This window comes from Roseovarius carneus (genome assembly GCF_020141465.1).
GTDB lineage: Bacteria > Pseudomonadota > Alphaproteobacteria > Rhodobacterales > Rhodobacteraceae > Roseovarius > Roseovarius carneus.
Map to the genome: position 1 here is coordinate 2,090,107 of NZ_JAHSPD010000001.1, position 24,860 is coordinate 2,114,966.

Genomic DNA, 24,860 nt, shown 5'->3' on the forward strand with positions numbered 1-24,860 from the left:
GTTTAGCCCCGGCGGCGGTTGCGGCGCGGCGCGGGTGTGTCGTCGCCCGTGCCATCTGCGGCAGAGGAAAACGCGCCGAGCGCTTCGGTGATTTGCTCCAGCGTGGGGGCAGGGCCGCGCGGGCGCTCCTCAAGGGCGGAGCGCATCTTGCTGAGATGCTCGGCCATGGTGCCGCAACAGCCGCCGATGATCGTCGCGCCCGCATCGCGCGCAAGGCACGCGTAATCCGCCATCAACTCGGGTGTGCCGTCATAGTGGATATGCCCGTCAACATATTTGGGGATGCCTGCATTGCCCTTGGCCACGATGGGCCGCTCTGTGCCTTGGGCCTTGAAGCCCAACACCGTGCGCAAAAGATCCGACGCGCCGACGCCGCAATTGGCGCCGTAAGCCAGCGGCGGCGTGTCCAGCGTCTCCACCATGTCGGCCATCGCGGCGGAGGTGAGGCCCATCATCGTGCGTCCGGCAGTATCGAAACTCATCGTGCCGACCCATGGCATATCTGCCAGCGCGAAGGCCTCGGCGGCGGCGGCGTATTCTTCCTGAGCGGAGATCGTCTCAAGCCAGAGCACGTCCGCCCCGCCTTCCTTCAGCCCCTCGGCCTGCTCGTGAAAAATCTCGACGGCCAGCGCATGGGTCAGCGCGCCCATCGGGGCCATGATCTCGCCCGTGGGCCCGACCGAGCCTGCGACGATCACATCACGGTCCGTGCGCTCGGCCACTTCGCGGCCAATCTCGGCGGAGATGCGCGATAGCTCGCGCGCGCGTTTTTGCGCGCCATGTAGCTTGAGCCGGGCGGCGTTGCCCCCAAAGGAGTTGGTCAGGAAGAGGTCACTGCCCGCATCCAGCGCCATACGGTAGAGTTTGCTAATCCGGTCGGGATGCTGATCGTTCCAGAATTCCGGCGGATCGCCGGATTCCAGCCCCATATTGAAGAGGTTCGTGCCCGTGGCCCCATCGGCAAGGATCCAGTCGCGCGTCTGCATCATACGGGTGAGGGCATTGGTCATGGGGACTGTCCTTTGGGTTTTGCCGGCTTTTCTCACGCGGCGCGGGCGGGGGCAATTCGATACTGCTCATAATGATTATGCAGAAAGTTCACGGGCGGAGATGGAAGAGCGGACAGGCTGTTTGTGGAGGTGGCGGGCGCATGGATTGTTGCGAAGGCTCTCACACAGGCGTTGATTGGTTGGTTTGCCAGGAATTGGTTTGCCATTTTATCCACACCTCAGGGGCATGGAACATAGCAAACACTTTCAAAACCTAAAGTCACTACACCTGCTCATAAAAACAAACTTAGATTGTGTCTACTCATCTATAGCTCGAATGACCCGGCCCATTACGGTGATCATAGCGGAGAGATATCGAATCTAAAAAAACCATCGCTAGCTTACCCCCAAGCATAAAGCGCACCATACGCCCGTTTGCCAAAAACAGCCGTCGCCATTCATCCCTCAAAGCGCAGAAAACCGCCTCTCAAACCTCGGTCATCAGCTGTGCTTTGGCCATGATCATCAGCTCGGCGCGTTTGGCGCGGATCGTGTCGGGGTCGGCTTTGTCGCCAAGATCGCCCGCCACTTTGCGGATCACGTCCTCAAAGCCCGCCTCCTCGAAATCGGCGCGGATCACCTCTTTGGCATAGTCCGCCGCGTCATCGCCGGATTTGCCCATCAGCTCCGCCGCCCAAAGCCCCAGCAATTTGTTCGTGCGCGCCTCGGCCTTGAATTGCATTTCCTCGTCATGGGCGAATTTGTTCTCAAACGCGTTTTCGCGGTCATCGAAAGTACTCATTGGCCTGCTCTCCCCGGAGGTTGGTTGGTGTCATTACAAATATGCGTGCGCCTTGGGTCATTCGCAACCCCCGCGACGCGCTTGCGGGTAAGGGGGGCTTCCTCTAAGAGGTGGGCACAGCATCCCGGGGGGCGATGTCCCCAGCAGTTTGGTGGAGTGACCATGGCACGGCGCAAGAAAATTTACGAAGGCAAAGCGAAGACGCTTTATGAGGGCCCCGAGCCCGGCACTTTGGTGCAATATTTCAAGGATGACGCGACCGCCTTCAACGCGCAGAAGAAGGACGTGATCGAGGGCAAGGGTGTTCTCAACAACATCCTGAGCGAATATTTCATGAATGGCCTCAATCTGGTCGGTGTGCCCACGCATTTCATCAAGCGTATCAACATGCGTGAGCAATTGATCCGCGCCTGCGAGATTGTGCCGCTCGAAATCATCGTGCGCAATTACGCCGCCGGGAGCATGGCCAAACGATTGGGCATGGACGAGGGCACGCAATTGCCGCGCCCCATCGTGGAATATTGCCTCAAGGATGATGCACTCGGCGATCCTTTGGTCACGGAAGAGCATATCGCGGCTTTCGGTTGGGCCAGCCAGCAGGACATGGATGATATCCTCAGCCTCGCGCTGCGTGTGAATGATTTCATGGCCGGTGTGATGTACGGCGTCGGGATCAAGCTGGTGGACTTCAAGATCGAAGTGGGCCGTGTCTATGACGGTGATTTCCAGCGCCTGATCGTGGCCGACGAGATTAGCCCCGATAGCTGCCGTTTGTGGGATATCGAGACGGGTCAGAAGCTGGACAAGGATGTGTTCCGCCGCGATCTCGGCTCGCTCACCGATGCGTATACAGAAGTGGCCAAGCGCCTTGGCGTGCTGCCCAAAGGTGCCACGCCCATGGCGCGGCCCACACTCATCAACTAAGCCTGCAAGGAGCGTCTGATTATGAAGGCACGTGTGCATATCATGCTGAAAACCGGTGTTCTGGACCCGCAGGGCGAGGCGGTGCGCCATGCGCTCGGATCGCTTGGGTTTGAGGGCGTCGAGGCCGTGCGCCAAGGCAAGGTGATCGAACTTGATCTGGCGCCGGGCGCAACCGAGGCGGATGTGACCGCGATGTGCGAAAAGCTGCTCGCGAATACGGTGATCGAAAGCTACACGGTGGAGATGTCCTGATGCACGCCGCTGTTGTCGTTTTTCCCGGATCAAACTGTGATCGTGACATGGCCGTGGCGTTTGAGCGGGCGGGGGCGAAGGTCTCCATGGTCTGGCACAAGGACACGGTAATGCCTGCGGGTGTTGACCTCATCGGCATCCCCGGCGGCTTTTCCTTTGGCGATTACCTGCGCTGTGGTGCGATTGCGGCAAACTCGCCCATCTGTCAGGCGGTCAAGGCCCATGGGCAGGCGGGTGGCTATGTGCTCGGCATTTGCAACGGGTTTCAGATTCTGACCGAGACGGGCATGTTGCCGGGTGTTCTGTTGCGCAATGCAGAGCTCAAATATGTCTGCCGGGCCGTGGGTCTGCGCGTGGCAACAGACCAGAGCGCGTATACCAGCGGGTATGCCAAAGGTGCAGAGATCACGGTGCCGATCGCGCATCACGATGGCAATTATCACGCAGATGCGGCCACGCTGGACCGGCTTGAGGCCGAAGACAGGGTGGCCTTCACCTATGCGGATAATCCCAACGGGTCGGCCCGTGATATTGCAGGCATCTTGTCGGAAAACCGCCGGGTTCTGGGCATGATGCCCCACCCTGAGCGTATGGCCGAGACCGCGCATGGCGGCACGGACGGAGCCGCGCTTTTTGCCGGTCTCGCGGCGCAATTGGTCAGCGCCTGAACGCCGATGGCACGATCTGAGGGCTTGAGCGTGCGGGCGTAGAGCCTTAGCCTGATGCTATGAGCCGCGCTAACGACAAAACCCTTCCCCGAACGACCCGCACGACAAGTTGGAAGGTGCGGCTGGCACTTGTGCTGCTGACAGGGCTTGCGGTGGCGACGGTGTTTTTCACCAATCGCCTGCTCACGGACCGCTTTACCGAGACCACGCGCAACCGGGCCGAGCTGCGTCTTGTGCTCTATTCCGGGAACCTGCTGTCAGAGCTGCGGCAGAACGCGATTGTCCCACAGCTTCTGGCGCGTGACCCAGCGCTGATTTCGGCGCTCAACTCGGATGATTACACGCAATCCACCCAGCGTCTGATCAGCTTCATTGATGAGATTGGGGCTGCCTCCCTCACGCTGTTGGATGAGGATGGGCGCTCGGTGGCCACCACGGATCGCAACTCATTGGGTGAGAGCCATCGCGGCCAGCCCTATTTCATCGACGCCATTCGCTCGCGCGATACGATTTTCACGCTGCGCCAACAGGATACGGGGCGCTATGATTTCTTTTATTCCCGCAGGATCGAAAGCCAGGGTGAGCTTGCCGGTGTGATTCTCGTCGAGGTGGATCTCGGCAAGTATGAGCGTGCCTGGGCCGGGATTTCGGATGCGGTCGTCGTGACCGATAGCGAGGGTGCGATCATCCTGTCGACCGAGCCGCGCTGGAGGGGCCTGTCGGAGGCCGAGGCGCTGGCTCGCCAGCCGGTGACAAGTGCGGTGCAACGCGCCATTCAGGTCACCGCCGATTGGACCTCGCTGCCGCCCGATGCCTATGTGGCGGGCGAGGCGGTGATGCGGGTTGAGGGGCGCGTGGCGTTTCGCGGCTGGCGAATTGCGTCTTTCACCACCTATGCGTCGGTCCGCGAGAAGGTGAATGGATTTTTAGCGCTTGAGATCATGGGATTCGCCATCCTTCTGGCGCTCGCGTTTTATTTTCTCAACCGCAAGACTGCTGTGCGCATGGCGCTTTTCCAACGCGAGTCGGCAGAGCTTCGCGCATTGAACCTGAGGCTCCAGCGGGAAATCGCCGAGCGTGTGCGCGTGCAGGAGACGCTTGCCGTGGCTGAACAGACGCTGGCGCAAAGCTCCAAACTGGCCGCATTGGGCGAGATGTCGGCGGCGGTGAGCCACGAGTTGAACCAGCCGCTGGCGGCGATGAAAACCTATCTGGCGGGCGCGCGGCTTTTGCTCAGCCGGAACCGCCCGGATGAGGCGGTCAGTAGCTTTCAGCGGATAGACGATCTGATCGAGCGGATGGGGGCCATCACCCGTCAGCTTAAATCCTACGCGCGTCATTCGGGCGATACGTTCGAGCCTGTGAATATGGGGGATTCTCTCGCGTCTGCCCTTGCCATGATGGAGCCGCAGCTACGCGAGCGTCGCGTCACGATTGAGCGGGCGCTGCCCGAGGCGCCCGTGATGGTGATGGGCGACCGGGTGCGGATCGAGCAGGTGATGATCAACCTGTTGCGCAATGCGATGGACGCCACCCAAGGCGTGCCCGATGCGCGGATTGATCTGGTGCTGGCGGCGGGGGATGACGCGATCCTGACGGTGCGCGACAATGGGGACGGGATCAAGGATACCGAGAACCTTTTTGAGCCCTTCTTCACAACCAAACAGCCCGGCGACGGGGTGGGGCTGGGCCTTGCCATTTCCTCGGGGATCGTGAACGACCTTGGAGGACGGCTCACGGCGCGCAACGCCGCGAGCGGGGGGGCTGTATTCGAGATGCGCCTGCCCATATTGGAAGCCGAAGCCCAAGCAGCGGAGTGAGCAAATGCCGAACGCTATGAAGATCGCCATCGTGGATGACGAAAAGGACATGCGCCAATCGATCAGCCAGTGGCTGGCGCTGTCGGGCTATGACACCGAAACCTTTGCCAGCGCCGAAGATGCGCTGAAAAAACTGGGACCGGATTATCCCGGCATCGTGGTCAGCGATATCAAGATGCCCGGCATGGACGGGATGCAGTTTCTTAAAAAGCTGATGGGCTCGGATAGTACTCTGCCCGTCATCATGATCACTGGGCATGGCGACGTGCCGATGGCGGTCGAGGCGATGCGCGTGGGTGCGTATGACTTTCTCGAAAAGCCATTCAACCCGGACCGTATGACCGAGCTTGCCAAGAAAGCCACCAATGCGCGCCGCCTGACCCTTGATAACCGGGCTTTGCGGCGTGAGTTGTCGGATGGTGGGCAGCTGATGAAAAAGCTCATCGGGTCCAGTCCGGTGATGGATCGGCTGAAGGAAGATATCCTTGATCTGGGGCAGGCGGATGGCCACGTGTTGATCGACGGGGAGACGGGCACGGGCAAGACGCTTGTGGCCCATGCGCTCCACGCCGTCGGTGCGCGGGCGGGAAAGAAATTCGTGCTTATAAGCTGTGCAGCGCTTGAGGAAGAGGCGCTTGGTCGGCGGCTCTTTGGCCCCATGCTGCCCGAGGAAAGCCGCCTTCCCGCGGTGGAGGAGGCGCGTGGTGGAACGCTCGTGCTGGAGGATGTGGAGGCGCTGAGCGATTCGCTTCAGGCGCGATTACTGACCTTCCTCAACGAGGAGGGGACACCGCCCGAGACGCGGCTGGTGGCGATCTCCAACCTTCAGGATGAGGGCAAGACATCCGAGGATGTGCTGCGCCCGGACCTGTTTTACCGCTTGGCCAGCCTGCGGATCACCGTGCCGCCTCTGCGCCAGCGCGGAGAGGATATCCTGACGCTGTTTACGCGCTTTGCCGATCAGTTCGCCGATGATTACGGGTGTGACGCGCCGCAAGTCAGCGCGCAGGAAGCCGCACAGCTTTTGCAAGCCCCATGGCCCGGCAACGTGCGGCAACTCTTCAATGTGGCCGAGCGGGCCGTGCTGCAATCGCGGCGCGGCTCAGGGACCATCGTGTCGCTCTTGATGAATGATCATCAGGATATGCAGCCCGTGATGACCACCGAAGGTAAACCGCTGAAAGAATACGTGGAAGCGTTTGAGCGGATGCTGATCGACAACACGATGCGCCGCCACAAAGGGTCCATCGCCGCCGTGATGGACGAGCTGTGCCTGCCACGCCGAACGCTGAACGAGAAGATGGCCAAATATACGCTGCAACGCTCTGATTATCTCTGAGCGCGCAGGCCGCTTGGGCATTTTCTCCATTGTCATTGGCCACGCTGTCCCATTAGGGTGATCACAGGGCGTTTTGCATCTTTGCAAACTGTCCATGAGTTTCGCTGCACGCAGAGCATGTTTGACCAAAGTGTCCAGCACCCTACGGCAGACTGATTGGGCCTCGCGCGATGCGTGGAGCCACATACGCGCCCGGACACGCATCTGCGGACCGTTCGGGCATTGAACGGGTGCCGGACAAACCGTCCGAGCGCCGGAGAAGAACCGCGATGACGCGCGCAAGGCAAGACAGGACTTCGCTCAGGGCCCCTTCGGGTGCCCCGGTCTGCCCGCGCCCGCTCGCCATCACAAGACACCCCTTGCAACGTAACCTCGCCCCTCCGGGGCGGGCGCGTGTGCCCGGGTGCAAACGGAAACCATGCCTAAGAAAATGCTTATCGATGCCACCCACGCCGAGGAAACGCGCGTTGTTGTGGTTGATGGAAACAAGGTCGAGGAATTTGACTTTGAATCCGAGAGCCGGCGACAGCTTGCCGGCAACATCTATCTCGCCAAGGTAACACGGGTCGAGCCGTCGCTTCAGGCGGCGTTCATTGATTATGGCGGAAACCGCCATGGCTTTTTGGCGTTCTCGGAAATTCACCCCGATTACTACCAGATACCCATCGCGGATCGCGAAGCCCTTATGGCCGAAGAGCAGGCCTATGCCGAGGCCCAGAAGGCCGAAGCGGATGAAGAGCCAAAGCCCAAGCGCCGTTCGCGCGGCGGGCGTGGTCGCGCCAAGGCGGCGGAGACTACCACCGAAGATGCGGTCGAGACCGCTGAGGTTAATGGTGATCAAATCTCCGGGATGGAGACAATAGATACCGAGGGCGAAGAAGGTCTCTCGCCGATGGAGCGCGTGGCCGAGACGCCTGTCGAAGAGCCGGTCTTGGGCGATGACAGCGACGCGGACGAGCCTGCCATGGCCGACAAGAGCCGCGCCGCCGAGAAGGACACATCCATCGAGGTTGTGGCCGACGAGGATGATCACGAAGACATCCGCCCGCCGCGCAAACCTCGCGCGCGCCGCTACAAGATTCAGGAAGTGGTCAAGGTGCGCCAGATCCTTCTGGTGCAGGTGGTCAAGGAAGAGCGCGGCAACAAAGGCGCGGCGCTCACGACCTATCTGTCGCTCGCGGGTCGCTATTGCGTGCTCATGCCCAACACCGCGCGCGGCGGCGGCATCAGCCGCAAGATTACCAATGCACCCGACCGCAAGAAGCTCAAAGAGATTGCCAACGAGATCGACGTGCCCAAGGGCGCAGGCCTCATTGTGCGCACCGCTGGCGCGCAGCGGACCAAGACCGAGATCAAGCGCGATTACGAGTATCTCTTCCGCCTGTGGGAGCAGATCCGCAAGCTGACGCTGGAATCCACAGCACCTGCGAAAATCTATGAAGAGGGCGATCTGATCAAACGCTCGATCCGCGATCTTTATAACCGCGAGATTGACGAGGTTCTGGTTGAGGGTGAGCGCGGCTACCGCATCGCCAAGGACTTCATGAAAATGATCATGCCGTCGCATGCCAAGAACGTGAAGCATTACGCCGAAACCATGCCTCTCTTTGCGCGCCATCAGGTGGAATCGTATCTCTCGGCCATGTTCAATCCGACGGTGCAGCTCAAATCTGGCGGCTATATTGTGATTGGTGTGACCGAGGCGCTTGTGGCCATCGACGTGAACTCTGGCCGCGCCACCAAAGAGGGCTCCATTGAGGAGACTGCGACCAAGACTAACCTTGAGGCCGCAGAAGAGGTGGCGCGCCAATTGCGCCTGCGCGACCTTGCAGGCCTCATTGTGATCGACTTCATCGACATGGACGAGCGCAAGAACAACGCCGCTGTTGAGAAGCGCATGAAGGACAAGCTCAAGACCGACCGCGCGCGCATCCAAGTGAGCCGCATCTCGGGCTTTGGCCTGATGGAGATGAGCCGCCAGCGCTTGCGCCCCGGTATGATTGAGGCCACGACACAACCATGTCCGCATTGCCACGGGACGGGCCTCATCCGCTCAGATGACAACCTTGCGCTGAATATCCTGCGCCAGATTGAGGAAGAGGGCGTCCGCCGCCGCTCGCGAGAGGTTCTTGTGCGATGCCCTGTCGGCATTTCAAACTTCCTGATGAACCAAAAACGCGAGCATGTGGCCCAAATTGAGCTGCGCTATGGCCTGTCGGTGCGGATTGAGGGCGATCCCTCGCTGATCAGCCCCGATTTCGCGCTGGAGAAGTTCAAGACAGCCACCCGCGCCGTGCCCGAGGCCGTGGCCCCCGTGGTCTCGGTCGATAGCTCCATCATGGACGATATCGATGAAGCCGCTGAGGCGGACCCCGACGAATTGCCGAATGAGGAAACAGGCGAGGCCGAAGCGGCCCCCCAACGGGCGGGCAACAGCAATGACGCAGAAGACGGGGACGGCGAAGACCGTCCCAAGAAGCGCCGCCGTCGCAGACGGAGCCGCTCGCGCGGTGGTCGCGGTCGCAACGGGGGCGAAGATAGCTCAGAGAACGGGGCCGAGGATGGCGAGGCTAATGTTGCGGTTACTGCTGAGGATGCGCCTGCTGCTGATCTGGCCGCTGAGGCCGAGACGGACGAAAAACCCAAGCCCAAACGCACGCGCCGCCCTCGCAAAACGGCGTCCACTCCTAAAGATGCAGACGCACCGGCAGAGGCCGTAGCCGAAGCGGATGCCCCGGCAGAGGCAGCACCCGAAGAGGCTCCCAAGCCCAAACGCGTCCGCAAGTCCCGCGCCAAGAAGGTGGATGAGGCTCCAGCGGATGAGGCTCTGGCGGCGGCACCCCCCGAGGCCGAAGCCCCGGCACCCGAGGCGGAACCAAAGCCAAAGCGGACCCGCACCCGCAAACCCAAGGCCGAGCCCGCGCCTGAACCCGTGGCCGCCGCCACGGCAATGCCCGAGCCGACACCAGAGCCTGTCGTGGCCGAAGCCGCCCCTGCGGATGACAAGCCCAAACGCAAAGGCTGGTGGTCTCTCGGTCGCTAGGCTTTCTTCTTAGAAAAAATACTCAAAAATCAGGCGGCGCCCCGAAAAGGTGCCGCCTGATGTGTCTCTGAGCCGTCCCGTCCGAGGCGCGCCCGAAAGAGCGCTACCCTTTGCGGACCAGATAGACCGCGCAATCCCCGTCGCTCTGCGTCTCCAACAGTTCATGGCCCGCTTCGGCGCAAAAATGCGGCACGTCGATCACGGCTGCTGGATCATCTGCGCGCAATGCCACCACCGCCCCTGACGGCAATCCGGCCATGCGTTTGCGCAGTTTCAGCACTGGCAAAGGGCACAACAGCCCCTCCGCCTCAATCGTGACGTCTATATCCATAACCGCCAGTTAATCCGCGACTGTCACACTGTCCACAAACTTGTGACATTGCGCCCCATGACGCCGCCGCATTAATCCCGTAAGCAGGCTGCATGTTTGGAATCGAAATCATCGACGCAGGGCTTTTGCCCGCCATGATCGTGGCCCTTCTGGCGGGGGTCATTTCGTTCCTCAGCCCGTGTGTATTGCCCATCGTGCCGCCTTACCTCGCCTATATGAGCGGCGTCACCGTGGGGGAGCTTTCCGAGAAGCAATCGAGGCGCAACAAGGCGATTATACCTGCGATGTTCTTCGTGATGGGCCTCTCGACAATCTTCTTGCTTCTGGGGTTTGCGGCCTCCGCGATAGGCACGGTGTTTTTGCAGTACCAAACCGTTTTCAACACCGTGGCGGGCCTTTTGGTCATGGGGTTTGGCCTGCATTTTCTGGGCATCATCCGGCTCGGCTTTCTCAACCGCGAGGCGCGCATGGATGCGGGCGACCGGGGCGGCAGCGCGTTTGGCGCCTATATCCTCGGGCTCGCCTTCGCGTTTGGCTGGACACCCTGCATCGGGCCACAGCTGGGTGCGATCCTGTCGCTTGCGGCCTCGGAGGGCTCGGTTGCCCGCGGCACCACGCTTCTCGGTGTCTATGCCATTGGTCTGGGTGTGCCGTTCCTTTTGGTCGCGGCCTTCCTGCCGCGCCTCACGGGCGTGATGGGCTGGATGAAGCGGCATATGACCCAGATCGAGCGGGTCATGGGCCTGCTTTTGTGGACCATTGGTCTTTTGATGCTCACAGGGGGGTTCTCTGCCTTCGCCTTCTGGCTTTTGGAGGTTTTCCCGGCCCTCGCTTTGCTCGGTTAAGCCTTACTCTTGCCCCAAACTTGGCCTAGCATCCCGCCTCAATGAGGTGAGAGATGAGCAGCCCCCACAGACCCGTCGCGACGCGCCGCGTCTTTTATATTCCGGGCTATGACCCGATCCACCCGCGCCGCTACCGCGAGCTTTACCGCAAGGAAAGCGCCGCGCAGGCGGCGATTTCGGGCTATGAAATTGCCCTGTCGGCGCGGCAGGGTGGCAGCACCTATGGCTGGCACGTGGAGGCCCAGATTGAGGGCGCATCGGTGCGCTCGGAGGTCGATGTGCTGATCTGGTCGGATATCGTGCGCGGCTCCATGTCGAACTCCATCCCCGCCACCTACCTGCAACTCATCCGCACGGCATGGGCTTATATCTCCACTGGCGCGCTCTTCCGGCTGATGCGCCTGCGCAAGGGTCCGGTGATCGCAGCACTTTACCCGGTCGCTTTTTTGCTGCTGCAACTGGCGCTCGCTGTACTTGCGGGGATCACCGCTTTGCGGCTCTGCGCGCGTGCCTCGGATATGATCGGCGAGGCGGCGGCGCTTGGGATCGGTGCGGCGCTGGGGCTTGTGGCTTTTGCAGGCGTTTTGCGCTGGTTCAAGGCCAAGGATGCCAAGTTCTTCGCCTATTATCTGATGCATGATTTTGCCTATTCGGCGCGCTACGGTGGGGCGAACCCGCCCGAGCTTGAGGCGCGCATGGACGAGATGCGCGCGCAGATCGCCGCCGCTTTGGCCGAGGATGTGGACGAGGTTTTGATCGTTGGCCACTCTTCTGGTGCACATCTGGCGGTGTCGATTCTCGCGGATATGATCCGTGCGGGCCTGCCGGGCGCCGCACCGCGCCTGTCATTCTTGTCGCTGGGGCAGGTCGTCCCGATGGTCTCGTTCCTGCCACGCGCGGTGCGGCTTCGGACCGATCTGGCCTATCTGAGCGCACGCGAGGAGATCACATGGGTCGATGTCACGGCCCCCGGCGATGGCTGCGCCTTCGCGCTCTGCGATCCCGTGGCGGTCACGGGTGTCGCACCAGCGGACAAGCGGTGGCCCTTGGTGATCTCGGCGGCGTTCACCCAAACCCTCAGCCCCGCGCGGTGGCGCGCGCTGCGCTGGCGGTTTTTTCGGCTGCATTTTCAGTATCTCTGCGCCTTTGACCGGCCCGGCGATTACGATTATTTCCGCATCACGGCGGGGCCAAAAACGCTTGGCGAGCGGTTCCAAGTCCGCGCGCCCTCCAAGAGCCGTCTGGAAAAACCCGTGAACCGCTTTCGGAGCATGGCGTCATGATTCTGCCCCCCAAGCCGCCAAGCCGGGAAGGCCGTGTCTCGCTTCGGCGTTATCTCAAGCTTTTCAAGGCGGATATTCTTTCGGCACAGCCCGCGCGGCTCTACCGCGCATGGATGGCCGAGTTTCGCACGCCGTTTTTCCGCTCGTATCTCTGTAATCAGCCCGCGCTGGTCGATCTGGTCCTCAAGGAACGCCCTGATGATTTCCCCAAATCCGACAGGGTGCGCGAGGGGCTGACGCCGCTTTTGGGCAATTCGGTTTTTGTGACCAATGGCGAGGAGTGGAAGCGGCAGCGGCGCATCATTGATCCGGCCTTTGAGGGGGGGCGGCTGCGCGATGTGTTCCCGGCGATGCGCGCCGCGGGGCAGGGGGCGGTGGCGCGCATGGCGCATTTGGCCGATGGCAGCCCCCGCGAGATTGAGTCCGAGACGAGCCATGTGGCGGCGGATGTAATTTTTCGGACGCTCTTTTCGATCCCTATCGAGAACGAGATCGCGGGCCGCGTTTTTGAGGAGTTTCGCGAGCATCAGCGCACCCAGCCGGTGGTGAACATCGCGGCGCTCATTCCGTTCCCGCGCTGGATGCCGCGCCCGTACCGCAAACGCACCAAGCAAACGGCGGCGGTGATCCGCGGCTTGATCAGGCAACTGACCTCCGAGCGGATGGCCGAGATCAAGACCGGGACTGCGCCCGATGATCTGGCGACCAAGATCATGACCACGCCTGACCCGGTGGACGGTAAGGTGTTCGAGACCGAGGAGATGGTCGATCAGGTGGCGATCTTTTTCCTCGCGGGGCATGAGACGAGCGCGTCGGCGCTGGCGTGGGCGCTCTATCTCTTAGCGCTGTACCCTGAGTGGCAGGACAAGGTCGCAGCGGAGGCGCAAGGGTTTGGCTCCGAGGGGCCCGACTTCAAAGATATGTCCAAGCTTGCGACCGTGCGCGATGTGTTCCGCGAGACGCTCAGGCTTTATCCGCCCGTGCCGATGATGGTGCGAGAGACGGCGCAGCCGGAACGCTTCCGCGACCGCGATGTGCCAAAAGGCGCGCAGATCGTGCTCAGCCCGTGGCATCAGCATCGGCATGAGCGGATATGGGACGCCCCCGATGCGTTTGATCCGGCCCGGTTTGCGACCGAGAATGGACGGGCGGGCCTGCGGTCGGCCTATATGCCGTTTTCCGCCGGGCAGCGGGTCTGCACCGGGGCGGGCTTTGCAATGATTGAGGGTGTGTTGCTTCTCGCGATGCTGGTGCGCGCCTACCGCTTTGAGATTGTTCCCGAACGCCCCGCCATGCCTGTGGCCCACCTCACGGTGCGTGGCAAGGACGGGATCTGGCTCAAGGTGACGGCGCGGGAGGGCGGTTAGCCTTATCATATTGGTGAAATTGTAGGCGTCGGTATTGCGGCGATCTTAACTCGTGATCTTGGGGGAACCTTTGGGGTAGGGGCGGCGTTGGTCCCGGTGCAAGTCATCCGTTTTCATCCGGCCACCCTGTGGCGCAAAGCCCGCGCGCTGAGCCGTGAGTTATGGGTGCGTGTTGTCTTCATGGGGCTTTTGTCGCTGATCTCGCTTGGGCTGACGCAACTGATCCAGATTTTCGTGCCCGATGAGATGGCCGCACAGATGCCTGGCTCCTCGGCGGACAGGCTGCTGGATCTGATCGCAAATGCGATGCTTGCGGTAACGATCTTTTCGATGACGGTGATGGTGTCGGTCTATCAAAGCTCGTCGTCGCAATGGACGCCGCGTGTGCACCAATTGATCATGCAGGACCGGATCACGCAAAAGACGCTGGCGGCCTTCATCGGCACCTATCTTTACGCGCTTGTGGCCATCATCCTGCGCGAGTTGGGCGTCTTTGTGGATGATCATGCGCTTGTACTCTTTTGGGTGACGGTTCTGGTGCTTGGCTTCGTCGTCTGGTCACTCGTGCGGTGGGCGCTGCATTTGCAGACCTTCGGCAGCCTTCTGGACACCACACGACAGGTCGAGGTGATCACCAAGCGCCAATTTGAGGACCGTCTGGACACGCCATGTCTCGGGGCCAATCCGCTTGTCGGCGAGGTGCCTGAAGGCGCGGTTTGCATTCGGGCCGATGAAAGCGGGTATATACGACACCTCTACCCAGAGGCGCTTCAGGCCACGGCCAAACGCTTTGACGTGGAGCTTTTTCTTAGCCAGCCCGTGGGGCAGTTCGTGTTTCTCAATGAGCCGTTGCTCTGGGTCGTGGGGGATCTGGACGAGGGCGCAACGGGCGAGGATGATTTTGAGACCCTCGTACGTGATCACATCAACCAGGGTGATTTGCGCAGCTATGATCAAGATCCGCGCTTTGGCCTGACGGTGATGGGGGAGATTGGCGCAAAGGCCCTGTCGCCCGGGGTGAATGATCCCGGCACGGCGATCGATGTCATCACCCGTGTGGGGCGTATCTTGTCGAGCTACCGCGACGAGACCAAGGGCGATGGGGAGGCCCAGTTCACCCGTCTTTGGGTTCCGCCCTTGGATGCGGACGCGCTTTTGGACGATGGGTTCGGCACTGCGATGCGCGATGGCGCAAGCACGTTTGAGGTGCAGCACCAGCTTCAGCGCACGCTGGCCGGGCTGATGCAGCACCCGGACGCGGGCCTGAGCCGTGCGGCGTGTGATGCGGCATGTAGCGCGTTGCGCCGCGCGTTGGCGGCGATTGATTTTCCGGGTGATCGCACGCGCCTCCTTGAGGCCGCGCACCCCGATGTGCGGGCGGCAGTCGATTAAAGCGTTTCGAAAAACCTGAGGTACTGCTTTTCTCGAAACTCTCGCAACATATAAGGTCAGCGCGCGTTTCAAATTATCCTCGTGCCTCAAGTGTAATTTGAGCCGCTTTAGCGGCTGGTGGCCTCATGTCATCACAGCGACGCAGATTGTCGCCTTTCGGCAATCGCGGGGCCGGGCCGGGCGGCAGGTTGGGGGGGATTTAATCCATAGGGAATCTCCATGAAGACCCATGCACAGGCCGTTGTCATAGGTGGCGGCGTTATCGGATGCTCGATCCTCTATCACCTGACCAAAATGGGTTGGACGGATGTGATTCTGTTGGAACGTGACGAACTTACCTCCGGTTCCACATGGCACGCGGCGGCCAATATCCACGGGCTGCATGATAGTGCCAATATCAGCCGTATTCAGCATTACACAATGAACCTCTATAACAGCCTTGAGGCCGAGACGGGCCAAAGCTGCGGTGTGTTCCAGCCGGGATCGCTTTATCTGGCGCAGACCGAGGCGCGTGAGCATCAATTGCGCCTACAAGCGGCCAAGGCCAAGCTTTACGGCATGAATTTCCACGAGATTGACCGCGCGCGGGCCGAGGAATTGCATCCGTTGGTCAATTTTGACGGCATCCGCTGCATCATGTGGGAGCCTGATGGCGGCAATGTGGACCCGTCGGGCGTGACTAACGCCTATGCGGCGGGCGCACGCCAGAACGGCGCGGAGATCCACCGGTTTACGCCCGTCACAGCCACCACGTCGCAACCGGATGGCACATGGATCGTCGAGACGCCCAAGGGCAATGTCGCCACGCCATGGGTGATCAACGCCGCAGGCCTCTGGGGCCGTGAAGTTGCGGCTTTGGCGGGGATCGAACTGCCGCTGCAACCGACCGAGCACCAGTATTTCGTGACCGAGGCGATTGCCGAGATTGAGGGCATGGACCGTCGCCTGCCGTCCGTGGCGGACCGCGACGGTGAATATTACCTGCGCCAGGAAGGCAAGGGCCTTCTGATTGGCGCGTATGAGCGCGACATGCGGTTCTGGGCCGAGGAGGGCACGCCGCTCGATTTCGCGCATGACCTCTTTGCCGATGATCTGGACCGCATCGAAGAGAACATGATGCGCGCCATTGACCGCGTGCCGGCGGTCGGCGAGGCGGGGATCAAACGCGTGATCAACGGGCCGATGATCTGGTCGCCCGACAGCAACGTGATCCTTGGCCCGGTGCCCGAGTTTAAGGGCTATTTCTGCTGCAACGGGATCATTCCGGGCTTCAGCCAATCGGCGGGTATGGGCCTTATGGTCGCCGATTGGATCGTCGAGGGCGAGATGCGCTATGACATGTTCGCGTGGGACATGGCGCGCTTTGGCGATTGGGCCGACAAGGCGTTCACCAAGGCAAAGGTTGGCGATCAATATGCGCATCGCTTCGCCATCCACTTCCCCAATGAGGAGCGTGCCGCGGGCCGCCCGGCCCGTGTGCGCCCGGCCTACGAGGTTCAGAAAGCGATGGGCGCGGTGATGGGCCTCAACTATGGCTGGGAGCATCCTTTGTGGTATTCGGACGCGCCGGGCACAGTCGATACCAACGGGTTTACCCGCCAGAACTGGTGGGGTCCGGTGGGCGCGGAATGCAAGATGCTGCGCGCGGCGGCGGGCATTATCGACATCTCCAATTTCGCGAAATACCGCTGTGTGGGGGCAGGGGCCGAGGCATGGCTGAACGCGGTTTTCGCCAACCGGATGCCGAAATCCGTGGGGCGGTCCTGCCTTACGCCGCTGATTTCTGTGCGCGGCGGGATTGCGGGCGATTTCACCGTGACCCGGACGGCGGATGATGAGTTTTGGATCATCGGGTCGGGCATGGCGGAGCGTTATCACAAGCGGTTCTTCGACATGGTGCCGCGCCCCGAGGGCACGGTTTTCGAGAGCCATACAGACGCGATGTGCGGCTTTAACGTCGCTGGGCCAAAATCGCGCGAAATGCTGGCCCGCATGACCAACGCCTCGCTTGAGACCGTCGATTGGCCCTTCATGCGCTCTCAGCGGATTGAGCTTGGGGGTGTTGAGTGCCTCGCCCTCCGGGTCAGCTTTACGGGTGACTTGGGCTGGGAGCTTCATTGCGCGGAGGCCGATCAACTGCGCCTTTGGGAGGCGCTCATTGAGGCGGGCAAACCTTACGGCGCGGGGCCTGTGGGTAGCCGGGCGCTGATGAGCTTGCGGGTGGAGAAGGGCTATGGGTCATGGTCGCGCGAATATAGCCCGGAATACTGGCCCCAAGAGGTCGGGCTGGCGGGGCTTTGCAAGATGGACAAGGACTTCCTGCACAAACCTGCTGCGGCTGCGGTGATGGAGAATACCCCGCGCGAGGCGCTTGTTTTGCTACATCTGGAGGGCGCCGCCACAGACGCGTCAAACGCCGACGCCACGGGCGGTGAGCCGATCTTCAAGGACGGTCGCGGCATCGGACGTGTGACCTCCGGCGCCTATGGCTACAGCGTGGGGATGAGCCTCGCGCTGGGCTATGTCAAAGGGGCCGTGCCGGGCGACGCGGTTGAGGTGATGGTGCTGGGCAGGCCGCACAAGGCGATTATTCTGGAAGAGCCGCCGTTTGATGCGAAAGGTGCGATTTTGCGGGGGTAGGGGCGTAGACCTGACGATGCAAAAGGCCCCGGAGGCGGTTCTGGGCCGTTTTGTTTTTGAAGCGTTGGGGGTGTGGGGCGACGGCTTTGGCCCATTAGGCCGATTGTGTATGATGGACGAATGGCTATCAACATCGTAGAGGCAAAAAACGTTCAACAACTGGTTGGGTTTTGAACGGGGTTCGTGGCAGCGTCAATCGGGGTGTTATGAGTATGTGCCAAAAAGGAGGGTTTTTGGAAGGCACACGGAGCAGGTCTTGACCAACTTTACTGAATATGGCCTTCTTGCCTCGGTTTGTGTTGCCAGCCGCTCGCGCCCTGTTGGGTAAGGTGAAAATGCTTTGATATTTAATTCAAACACTCCGTCCAGCATTTGGTCGGTAAAGCGGGCGCCGTGAACAATTTGCTGGCATGGAGATCATCATGAACAGTGTAGATCAGGCCAAATCTATGGCCCGCAAACTTCGGTCAGCCTTGGCCAAAGGCGACAAAGATATTTCCCACTCAGAAGCTTTGGAGCTTGTTGCAAACACGTTGGGATATTCAGATTGGAACACGGCATCGGCCAAACTGGACGGTGCGGTTTCTAACGCGATCAGCTTCGGTAAGATTAGCCCTATCATCCGTATTTTTGATGAGGCCAAAGCAAGAGAGTTCTACTGCGGGTTTCTTGGCTTCGAAGTCGCATTTGAGCATCGTCACGAAAAGCAACTGCCGCTCTACATGGGCGTCGAGCGTGCCGGTGCGCTTTTACATCTTACAGAGCATCATGGCGACGCAAGCCCCGGATCGAACGTATTTTTGCCAACGCAAGAAATACGAATGTTCCATAAGGAGCTTTCGGATAAGCAGTATTCCTTCGGGCGTCCTGATTTGGAAGAATTGCCGTGGGGCCTGCAAATCCAAGTGCATGATCCATTTGGCAACAGAATTCGGTTTTGCGAATAAGTGTCCTGAGCAAAGAGCTGGGGCAGGCCAGCTACCGTTGGTCTGCCCACTCTAGCCGAGCCGTTCCAAAAACGACCGTTTGTTGAACGGCTTCACCGCAACCGAAACTGGTGCCGCCGCACAAGCCCTGCTCTGTCCGGCGCAGCGGACCTTCCCCCCTCAAAGCTTGCTGATCTTCAACCTTGTGATGCGGTTGCCGCTGCGGGCGACCACCTCGAAGCGGAAGCCGTGGAAGTTGAACACCTGGCTCACGCGGGGGATCATCTGCGCCTCATAGATCACAAGGCCCGCGACGGTATTGGCCTCGTCATCGGGCAGGGCCCAATCGGTGGCACGGTTGAGATCGCGCAGCGTCATGGCCCCATCGACCAGAAATTGACCATCCTCGGTGCGGCGGATCGGATGCTCTGCGTCTGGATCGAACTCATCGGTGATCTCGCCCACGATCTCCTCAAGGATATCCTCCAACGTGAGAAGCCCCTGAAGCGAGCCATACTCATCCACCACCAGTGCGAAATGCGTGCGTCGGCGCAGGAACTGGCGCATTTGCTCATCCAGTGATGTGGTCTCGGGCACGAAATAGGGCTTCATCACCACCGAGGTGATGTCGAAATCCTTGAGCTTACGTGCCGCGGCACCGGGGCCTACGACCAGCTTGTGCATGGCGCGCAAAAGGTCTTTGGCATGCACGATACCGATGATGTTGTCTTGATCTCCCTTGAAAACAGGCAGGCGCGTATGACTGGATTGCAGACATTGCTCAAGGATCGCCTCGGGGTCGATATCCGCGTCGATCATCTCGATCTGGCTGCGGTGTCGCATGATCTCTTCGATCGCGCGGTCGCCCAGATCAAGCGCGCCCAAGATACGGTCGCGGTCTTCTTTCTCCACGATGCCTTCGGAATGGCCAAGATAGAGCGCGCCCGCGATCTCCTCACGCACCGCGAGGATATGGCTGTCGGGGTCGATCTTGACGCCCACCATGCTCAGCACACCGCGCACGAAATAGCGCACCGCCGAGACGATGGGCGAGAAAAGGCGGATGATGATCGTGATCAGCGGCGCTGCCTTGCTGGCGGCGGCTTCGGCGTTGCTGATCGCGTAGGTTTTCGGCAGCACCTCGGCAAAGACAAGCACCAGAAGCGTCATCACCAGCGTGGCCATCGCAACGCCGCCCTCGCCCAGAAGCCGCGTGAACATGGCCGTGGCAAGCGAGGTGGCGAGGATATTGACGAGGTTGTTGCCCAGAAGGACCGAGCCGATGAGCCGCTCGTTATCTTCGGTAATCGCCAGCGCGCGGGCCGCCCCCTTGTCGCCCTTATCCGCACGCGAGCGCAGTTTGCCGCGCGAGGCCGCCGTCAGGGCGGTTTCGCTGCCCGAGAAAAGCCCCGACATGACCAAAAGCCCCATGATCGCTGCCGAGGTGATCCAGAAGGCCGCGTCGAAGTTGAGCGTGCTGAGGTCCATGTGTCCTGATATCCTTAGTGTTCAGGGCAGGTTATGGGGGCTCTCGCGCGCGCATTCAAGTCGCGAGCGGGGGCAGGGCTGCGGCATTTGCGGCGCGCGGGCGAAATATACGCTCTTTACCCTGAACTTTCCCCGGATGATTTGTCCGACAACGGGTGATGGTCGAGGACCAGCTGTTGCAGCCGGGCCTCCAGCACATGGGTATAGATCTCGGTTGTGGCAACATCGGCGTGGCCCAGAAGGCTCTGGATCGCCATGAGGTCTGCACCATTGGCCAGAAGATGCGTGGCAAAGGCGTGGCGCAAGGTATGCGGCGTGACCTTGGACGGGGGCACACCGCCCGCAACGCTCAGCTCCTTGATCAGCGCATAGAACCTGTGGCGGGTAAGGTGGCCCAGAGCGCCGCCCGACGGGAAAAGATAGGGCGAGGGCGGTTTGCCCTGCATCCGTGCTGCGTCCTGTGCCGCGTCGCGCAGGTCGAGCCAGTCTGCAAGGGCCACGCGCGCGGGCGGCGAAAGGGGGACCATCCGTTCCTTGCCCCCCTTGCCCTTGATCATCAGCATGTTGGGATCGCCCCGCGCCGCGGAGGCGGGCAGCGAGACAAGCTCGGTCACGCGCATGCCGGTGGCGTAAAGAAGTTCCATCAAGCATGTGTTTCGCGCACGGTCCGCCGGGCTGCGGCCCACATGGCGCGCGGCGTCGAGAAGCAGGTCCACCTCTTCCTCGCTCAGAGTCTTGGGCAGGCGTTTGTCACGGCCCGGTCCCTTGATGCGCATGGCCGGGTTATCCTCGCGCAGGCGATCCTCAAAGGCAAAGCGGTAGAGCTGTTTGATCGCCGAGAGCCGCCGGGCGCGGGTGGCTTTGGCAAGGCCCTGCGCCTCAAGATCCACGAGGTAATGCTCGATATCGGCCTGCTGTGCGCGTGCCGGATCAAGCGATTTGGCCCCCAGCCAGCCTGCGAAATCCGCCAGGTCGCGGGCATAGGCGGCCAGCGTGTTCTCGGCGGCGCCCTGCTCTGCGGCCTGCGCCTCCAGAAAGAGGGGGATCCAGCCCGCGCTCATCCGCGCTGGTCCAGAATGAGCAGCTGGAGCGCGGCACGCCGGGCGGTATCCTCCAGCCCCACCGCGCGCAGGGTGGAGAGCGCCTCGGCGGTCTGTGTGAGGTCGCCGCCGGCACCGTCCAGTTGAATGGCGGCTGCGAGAATGGCCTCGCCCAGCTTGCCATCCGACAAAAGGCGCGCGTGTTCAGCGCTGGGGGAGGGCGCGGCGGTGAAAACGCGGGTGATCATCCGCTCCTCGGGGGAGGTGGCGAGGACCGGATCGGGCGCGCCCATCGCCACGCTGGCCAGAAACCGTGCGGCGCGCCGGGGACTGGGGGACTTGGCGGCTGCCTCGTAATCCTCGCCCAGAAGGGTAATGCGAAACGCGAGAGCCTGTGTTGCTGGGTCCAGACGCGGCGCGGCGCGCACCAGCCCTTCTGCAAAGAGGCGCGCGAAGCTTATCTCCAAATGCGCGTCCGACATCATCCGCCAGACGGGCGGTAGGGTGCGGGCGATGGCGTCCGCGTCCTGGCGGGTGAGGGCGCGGTCAAACTCCTGCACTGCCTCAACCCGGTCCCAGACGCCACCCGACGCTGCCGGATCGCGGTCGGTATAAAGCCCCAAGAGCCGGTTCTCGGAGAGCGCGCCTGTGCGCACCAATCGCTCGGCGGCCTCCAGCTCGGCTTTCCAGCCGGCATTGCCACGCAGATCGGCCACCGCAAAAGATAGCGGCAACCCCCGCGTGGGCAGGGGCGTTCCAATGGCCTCGTAAAGCTGAAAAATCAGCGGCGAGGGGTCTTGGACGGGGGGAAGCTCCACGCTCTCCTCGGCCAGTTCGGGGTCGAGAAACCGCTCCAAAAGGTAGCTTTCGGTGCTGCTAAAGATGCCGAGGGCCGCGCCGGTGTCATAGATGAGCGCTGCGGTCGGCCAATCCCCTGTGAGCGTGGCGCAATAGATTTGAGCGGCTTGATCCGGGTGAAGCGCGCGGCGCGCCATCAGGCGGGTGCAGGCCGCGGCCTCATCCCCACGCAGGAGCGACAGATCGAACCATTGCGTAAAAAGCTCGGGCGTGTCGGGGCCTGCGCGCGTCAAAAGCGCCTGTGCAGGCTCCACCGCACCCAGCCGCATGAGAGCCGCCACGCGCGCCTTGAGAAACGCCCCTTCCGCGCCGCCCGGCGGCTCTGCCTCGGCCAAGAGAAGCGTGTAGTAAAGCGCCTGAACCGCCGGAAGCGGGTCATCTGCTGCGCGCAGCCAAAGCGACAGGATCGCGTCCGCATCGCTCGCGGCCCAGAGCGTTGCGGGCAGGCCGGTCACCGAAGGTGGCAAAAGCCCGACCGCCTCATGATCGGCATCCCCCAGCGCCATCACCGTCACCTCGGGCACGGATACGCCTGTCGCATTCGGGGCCTCGGGGTCTGCGGTCACACGTGGTGCTGCCACCGTTGGCGCCTCATCCAGCCAGTCGATGGCCGAGAGCGGTGTCTGGGCGGTTGCAGCCGTGCAAAAAACCGCGCCAAGCGCTATCACGAGTGCGGCTTCAGTTCTTCTCAAGGATGATATCCTGCCTTGTTTCAGTCGCAATAGGCGAGAAATCGGCCCCAAAGAACGGGCCGACATAGGCGTAACCAACCAGCGCGACAAACGCCAGTACACCCAAATAGAACAACCACTTGAGAAGTTTAAACACGTTTGACCTGCCTCAATTACTGCTGATTTTCGACCAATGTAACTGGCCTTTTGGGTAAGATCACGTCATTCATGCGCAAGCAGAGAGTTTTGGGCGGGGGAGTGCCGAAGGGTGAGTGCAGGAGCGGCTGGTAAACTGAAGAAAACCGTTGTGATGGTGGGGATGATGGGCTCTGGGAAAACTGCCGTTGGGCGGGCATTGGCCTGCTCTTTGGGGGTGCCATTTCGAGATTCGGATGCCGAGATTGAGGCCGCCGCCGCCATGAGCGTCGCCGAGATTTTTGCCCGCGACGGTGAGGCGTTTTTCCGGGAGCGCGAGACCGAGGTGATCGACCGTCTGCTGGAGGCGGGGTGCGGGGTATTGTCCACCGGCGGTGGTGCGTTTCTCGTGGCGCGTAATCGGGCACTGATCTCCAAGAAAGGCGTGTCGGTGTGGCTCAATGCCGATCTGCCGCTCCTGTGGAGCCGGGTGAAACACAAAGATACCCGCCCACTTTTGCGCACGCCTGATCCTCGCGGAACACTCAAGGCGCTCTATGAGGCCCGCGTGCCGGTCTATGCCGAAGCAGATCTGGAAGTGGTGAGCCGGGCGGAATATTCTATCGACATGATGGCTGAGAAAGTGCTTGAGGCTTTGGGTCGCCGACCCGACGTTCTGGAGGCCGCAACATGAGCGATATTGTCCATGTCCCGCTTGGGGATCGCGCTTATGACGTGCATGTGGGCCCCGGATTGCTGGGCCGCTCGGGCGAGATGATCTCGCCCCTGTTGCGCCGCCCGCGCGTGGCCGTGGTGACCGATGAGACGGTGGGGGCACTCCACCTGGAGACATTGCGCGCAGGGCTTGCTGCGGCCGGGATCAGCATGGAGGCGCTCGCCCTGCCGCCCGGTGAGAGCACGAAGAGCTGGCCGCAGCTTGAGAGAACTGTGTCGTGGCTCTTGGATCAACGCGTTGAGCGCGGTGATGTGGTCGTGGCCTTTGGCGGCGGTGTGATTGGTGATCTGGTGGGGTTTGCGGCGGCCATCCTGCGGCGTGGCGTGCGCTTCGTTCAGGTGCCGACCTCCCTTTTGGCGCAGGTCGACAGCTCCGTGGGCGGCAAGACGGGCATCAATGCGCGCCAAGGCAAGAACCTCATCGGCGCGTTTCACCAACCCAGCCTTGTTCTGGCTGACACCGACGTGCTCGGCACGCTACGCCCGCGCGATTATCTTGCGGGTTACGGCGAGGTGGTGAAATACGGGCTTCTTGGGGATGCGGCGTTTTTCGACTGGCTTGAGGTGGAGGGGCCGCGCGCCGCCGCCGGGGATATGGCCGCGCGCATTGCCGCCGTGCGCCGCTCGGTCGAGATGAAATCCGAGATCGTTGTCCGCGACGAGACAGAGCAGGGCGACCGCGCCTTGCTAAACCTCGGCCATACGTTCTGCCACGCGCTTGAGGCGGCGACGGGCTATTCCAACCGGCTTTTGCACGGCGAAGGCGTGGCCATCGGATGCGCCATGGCGTTTGAGCTGTCGGCGCGGCTCGGGCTTTGCAGCCAAGAGGCGCCGAGCCGGGTGCGCGCGCATTTGCGCGAGATGGGGATGAAAGTGGATCTGACTGATATTGCCGGAGATCTGCCCGATGCAAAGGGACTGCTTGCGTTGATGGCGCAGGATAAAAAGGTTGTCGACGGTCAGCTTCGTTTCATCCTCGCCCGCGATATTGGTGCGGCATTCGTCACATCGGACGTGCCGCGCGATGCGGTACTCGGCGTTTTGCAGGACGCGCTTAGCCTGCGGTGACACGCGCCCGCCTGCTGCACTTAAAGCAGCTCGGATACCTTTCTGGCACGCATCCCAATGGTCCCGGTTCCACCAAAAGACGAAAAGCACCCATTTGGGTCTCTTGTGCAGGAGACGGAAGGTCCAAGAAGCTGGAGATCCTATCCACATACCCAAAGTTAATGCCCTTTGGATAAAACCAATCTGGCCATCTTCTTAGCCCAAATACTCACCCCCGTGGGTGATCTCATAGGAGCTAAGGAGA

The 24,860-nt window shown here is 61.4% G+C and carries 21 protein-coding genes; 14 read left to right on the forward strand and 7 right to left on the reverse strand.

Features of this window, described 5'->3' with window-relative positions; all coding sequences use genetic code 11:
* Positions 1 to 2 precede the first annotated feature (2 nt).
* Together bmt and KUD11_RS10490 are read right to left on the reverse strand one after the other, a co-directional pair.
* The gene (gene bmt, locus KUD11_RS10485; RefSeq protein ID WP_109384746.1) at positions 3 to 1,010 is read right to left on the reverse strand and encodes a betaine--homocysteine S-methyltransferase; all 1,008 of its coding nucleotides are present in this window, start codon (positions 1,008 to 1,010) and stop codon (positions 3 to 5) included.
* Between the two features lie 466 nt (positions 1,011 to 1,476).
* Entirely contained in the window at positions 1,477 to 1,791 is a 315-nt protein-coding gene (locus KUD11_RS10490) for a DUF1476 domain-containing protein (RefSeq protein WP_109384745.1), read from the reverse strand.
* Positions 1,792 to 1,953: 162 nt separating this feature from the next.
* Between KUD11_RS10490 and purC the strand changes: the two genes are divergently transcribed.
* The 6 genes from purC to KUD11_RS10520 all read left to right on the forward strand — a co-directional run bounded on the left by purC (position 1,954) and on the right by KUD11_RS10520 (position 9,837).
* Positions 1,954 to 2,715, forward strand: coding sequence for a phosphoribosylaminoimidazolesuccinocarboxamide synthase (gene purC / locus KUD11_RS10495; protein WP_109384744.1), 762 nt, complete (start codon positions 1,954 to 1,956; stop codon positions 2,713 to 2,715).
* Positions 2,716 to 2,736: 21 nt separating this feature from the next.
* Positions 2,737 to 2,967, forward strand: coding sequence for a phosphoribosylformylglycinamidine synthase subunit PurS (gene purS, locus KUD11_RS10500; protein ID WP_109384743.1), 231 nt, complete (start codon positions 2,737 to 2,739; stop codon positions 2,965 to 2,967).
* The gene (purQ, locus tag KUD11_RS10505; RefSeq protein WP_109384742.1) at positions 2,967 to 3,635 is read left to right on the forward strand and encodes a phosphoribosylformylglycinamidine synthase subunit PurQ; all 669 of its coding nucleotides are present in this window, start codon (positions 2,967 to 2,969) and stop codon (positions 3,633 to 3,635) included. Before purS ends, purQ begins: the two co-directional genes overlap by 1 nt.
* A gap of 59 nt (positions 3,636 to 3,694) precedes the next feature.
* On the forward strand, positions 3,695 to 5,455 hold the full coding sequence (locus KUD11_RS10510) for an ATP-binding protein (protein ID WP_109384741.1): 1,761 nt from the start codon (positions 3,695 to 3,697) through the stop codon (positions 5,453 to 5,455).
* Positions 5,456 to 5,459: 4 nt separating this feature from the next.
* Positions 5,460 to 6,794 carry a sigma-54-dependent transcriptional regulator gene (locus KUD11_RS10515; RefSeq protein WP_109384740.1) on the forward strand — a complete coding sequence of 445 codons (1,335 nt, stop codon included), beginning with the start codon at positions 5,460 to 5,462 and terminating at the stop codon, positions 6,792 to 6,794.
* A 418-nt stretch (positions 6,795 to 7,212) separates the two neighbouring features.
* Entirely contained in the window at positions 7,213 to 9,837 is a 2,625-nt protein-coding gene (locus KUD11_RS10520; protein WP_109384739.1) for an Rne/Rng family ribonuclease, read from the forward strand.
* A 103-nt stretch (positions 9,838 to 9,940) separates the two neighbouring features.
* Here the strand turns inward: KUD11_RS10520 and KUD11_RS10525 are convergent, their stop codons facing one another.
* Positions 9,941 to 10,168, reverse strand: a complete 228-nt coding sequence (locus KUD11_RS10525) for a sulfurtransferase TusA family protein (protein ID WP_109384738.1) — start codon at positions 10,166 to 10,168, stop codon at positions 9,941 to 9,943.
* Between the two features lie 92 nt (positions 10,169 to 10,260).
* Between KUD11_RS10525 and KUD11_RS10530 the strand changes: the two genes are divergently transcribed.
* The 6 genes from KUD11_RS10530 (at position 10,261) to KUD11_RS10555 (ending at position 18,642) form a co-directional block, all read left to right on the forward strand.
* A complete protein-coding gene (locus KUD11_RS10530; protein ID WP_109384737.1) occupies positions 10,261 to 11,013 on the forward strand; it encodes a cytochrome c biogenesis CcdA family protein in 753 nt (250 codons plus the stop codon).
* Positions 11,014 to 11,066: 53 nt separating this feature from the next.
* Positions 11,067 to 12,296 (forward strand): hypothetical protein, encoded by a 1,230-nt coding sequence (locus KUD11_RS10535; RefSeq protein WP_109384736.1) that lies wholly within the window; start codon positions 11,067 to 11,069, stop codon positions 12,294 to 12,296.
* A complete protein-coding gene (locus KUD11_RS10540; RefSeq protein WP_109384735.1) occupies positions 12,293 to 13,663 on the forward strand; it encodes a cytochrome P450 in 1,371 nt (456 codons plus the stop codon). Before KUD11_RS10535 ends, KUD11_RS10540 begins: the two co-directional genes overlap by 4 nt.
* A 96-nt stretch (positions 13,664 to 13,759) precedes the next feature.
* Positions 13,760 to 15,055 carry a DUF2254 domain-containing protein gene (locus KUD11_RS10545; protein WP_224380201.1) on the forward strand — a complete coding sequence of 432 codons (1,296 nt, stop codon included), beginning with the start codon at positions 13,760 to 13,762 and terminating at the stop codon, positions 15,053 to 15,055.
* Between the two features lie 219 nt (positions 15,056 to 15,274).
* Positions 15,275 to 17,695, forward strand: coding sequence for a GcvT family protein (locus KUD11_RS10550; protein WP_109384734.1), 2,421 nt, complete (start codon positions 15,275 to 15,277; stop codon positions 17,693 to 17,695).
* 422 nt (positions 17,696 to 18,117) lie between these two features.
* Positions 18,118 to 18,642 carry a glyoxalase superfamily protein gene (locus tag KUD11_RS10555; protein ID WP_109387953.1) on the forward strand — a complete coding sequence of 175 codons (525 nt, stop codon included), beginning with the start codon at positions 18,118 to 18,120 and terminating at the stop codon, positions 18,640 to 18,642.
* Between the two features lie 159 nt (positions 18,643 to 18,801).
* Here KUD11_RS10555 and KUD11_RS10560 read toward each other — a convergent pair whose 3' ends face one another.
* From KUD11_RS10560 to KUD11_RS10575, 4 genes are all read right to left on the reverse strand, one after another.
* Complete coding sequence (locus KUD11_RS10560) at positions 18,802 to 20,109, reverse strand: HlyC/CorC family transporter (protein WP_109384733.1); 1,308 nt, start codon at positions 20,107 to 20,109, stop codon at positions 18,802 to 18,804.
* A gap of 116 nt (positions 20,110 to 20,225) precedes the next feature.
* Positions 20,226 to 21,170, reverse strand: a complete 945-nt coding sequence (locus tag KUD11_RS10565) for a tyrosine recombinase (RefSeq protein WP_109384732.1) — start codon at positions 21,168 to 21,170, stop codon at positions 20,226 to 20,228.
* A complete protein-coding gene (locus KUD11_RS10570; RefSeq protein WP_224380202.1) occupies positions 21,167 to 22,699 on the reverse strand; it encodes a hypothetical protein in 1,533 nt (510 codons plus the stop codon). Before KUD11_RS10570 ends, KUD11_RS10565 begins: the two co-directional genes overlap by 4 nt.
* Positions 22,686 to 22,835 carry a hypothetical protein gene (locus KUD11_RS10575; RefSeq protein WP_181375266.1) on the reverse strand — a complete coding sequence of 50 codons (150 nt, stop codon included), beginning with the start codon at positions 22,833 to 22,835 and terminating at the stop codon, positions 22,686 to 22,688. The genes KUD11_RS10570 and KUD11_RS10575 overlap by 14 nt, the downstream gene beginning before the upstream one ends.
* Before the next feature lie 153 nt (positions 22,836 to 22,988).
* Between KUD11_RS10575 and KUD11_RS10580 the strand changes: the two genes are divergently transcribed.
* Both KUD11_RS10580 and aroB read left to right on the forward strand, forming a co-directional pair.
* Positions 22,989 to 23,507: a shikimate kinase gene (locus KUD11_RS10580; RefSeq protein WP_109384731.1), complete on the forward strand. Its 519-nt coding sequence runs from the start codon at positions 22,989 to 22,991 to the stop codon at positions 23,505 to 23,507.
* Complete coding sequence (gene aroB, locus KUD11_RS10585; protein ID WP_109384730.1) at positions 23,504 to 24,616, forward strand: 3-dehydroquinate synthase; 1,113 nt, start codon at positions 23,504 to 23,506, stop codon at positions 24,614 to 24,616. Before KUD11_RS10580 ends, aroB begins: the two co-directional genes overlap by 4 nt.
* Positions 24,617 to 24,860: the final 244 nt, after the last annotated feature.

Excerpts from the sequence above, each read along its gene's own strand:
- bmt (WP_109384746.1), bottom strand. The coding sequence starts at position 1,010 with ATGACCAATGCCCTCACCCGTATGATGCAGACGCGCGACTGGATCCTT.
- KUD11_RS10490 (WP_109384745.1), bottom strand. The coding sequence starts at position 1,791 with ATGAGTACTTTCGATGACCGCGAAAACGCGTTTGAGAACAAATTCGCC.
- purC (WP_109384744.1), top strand. The coding sequence starts at position 1,954 with ATGGCACGGCGCAAGAAAATTTACGAAGGCAAAGCGAAGACGCTTTAT.
- purS (WP_109384743.1), top strand. The coding sequence starts at position 2,737 with ATGAAGGCACGTGTGCATATCATGCTGAAAACCGGTGTTCTGGACCCG.
- purQ (WP_109384742.1), top strand. The coding sequence starts at position 2,967 with ATGCACGCCGCTGTTGTCGTTTTTCCCGGATCAAACTGTGATCGTGAC.
- KUD11_RS10510 (WP_109384741.1), top strand. The coding sequence starts at position 3,695 with ATGAGCCGCGCTAACGACAAAACCCTTCCCCGAACGACCCGCACGACA.
- KUD11_RS10515 (WP_109384740.1), top strand. The coding sequence starts at position 5,460 with ATGCCGAACGCTATGAAGATCGCCATCGTGGATGACGAAAAGGACATG.
- KUD11_RS10520 (WP_109384739.1), top strand. The coding sequence starts at position 7,213 with ATGCCTAAGAAAATGCTTATCGATGCCACCCACGCCGAGGAAACGCGC.
- KUD11_RS10525 (WP_109384738.1), bottom strand. The coding sequence starts at position 10,168 with ATGGATATAGACGTCACGATTGAGGCGGAGGGGCTGTTGTGCCCTTTG.
- KUD11_RS10530 (WP_109384737.1), top strand. The coding sequence starts at position 10,261 with ATGTTTGGAATCGAAATCATCGACGCAGGGCTTTTGCCCGCCATGATC.
- KUD11_RS10535 (WP_109384736.1), top strand. The coding sequence starts at position 11,067 with ATGAGCAGCCCCCACAGACCCGTCGCGACGCGCCGCGTCTTTTATATT.
- KUD11_RS10540 (WP_109384735.1), top strand. The coding sequence starts at position 12,293 with ATGATTCTGCCCCCCAAGCCGCCAAGCCGGGAAGGCCGTGTCTCGCTT.
- KUD11_RS10550 (WP_109384734.1), top strand. The coding sequence starts at position 15,275 with ATGAAGACCCATGCACAGGCCGTTGTCATAGGTGGCGGCGTTATCGGA.
- KUD11_RS10555 (WP_109387953.1), top strand. The coding sequence starts at position 18,118 with ATGAACAGTGTAGATCAGGCCAAATCTATGGCCCGCAAACTTCGGTCA.
- KUD11_RS10560 (WP_109384733.1), bottom strand. The coding sequence starts at position 20,109 with ATGGACCTCAGCACGCTCAACTTCGACGCGGCCTTCTGGATCACCTCG.
- KUD11_RS10565 (WP_109384732.1), bottom strand. The coding sequence starts at position 21,170 with ATGAGCGCGGGCTGGATCCCCCTCTTTCTGGAGGCGCAGGCCGCAGAG.
- KUD11_RS10580 (WP_109384731.1), top strand. The coding sequence starts at position 22,989 with ATGGTGGGGATGATGGGCTCTGGGAAAACTGCCGTTGGGCGGGCATTG.
- aroB (WP_109384730.1), top strand. The coding sequence starts at position 23,504 with ATGAGCGATATTGTCCATGTCCCGCTTGGGGATCGCGCTTATGACGTG.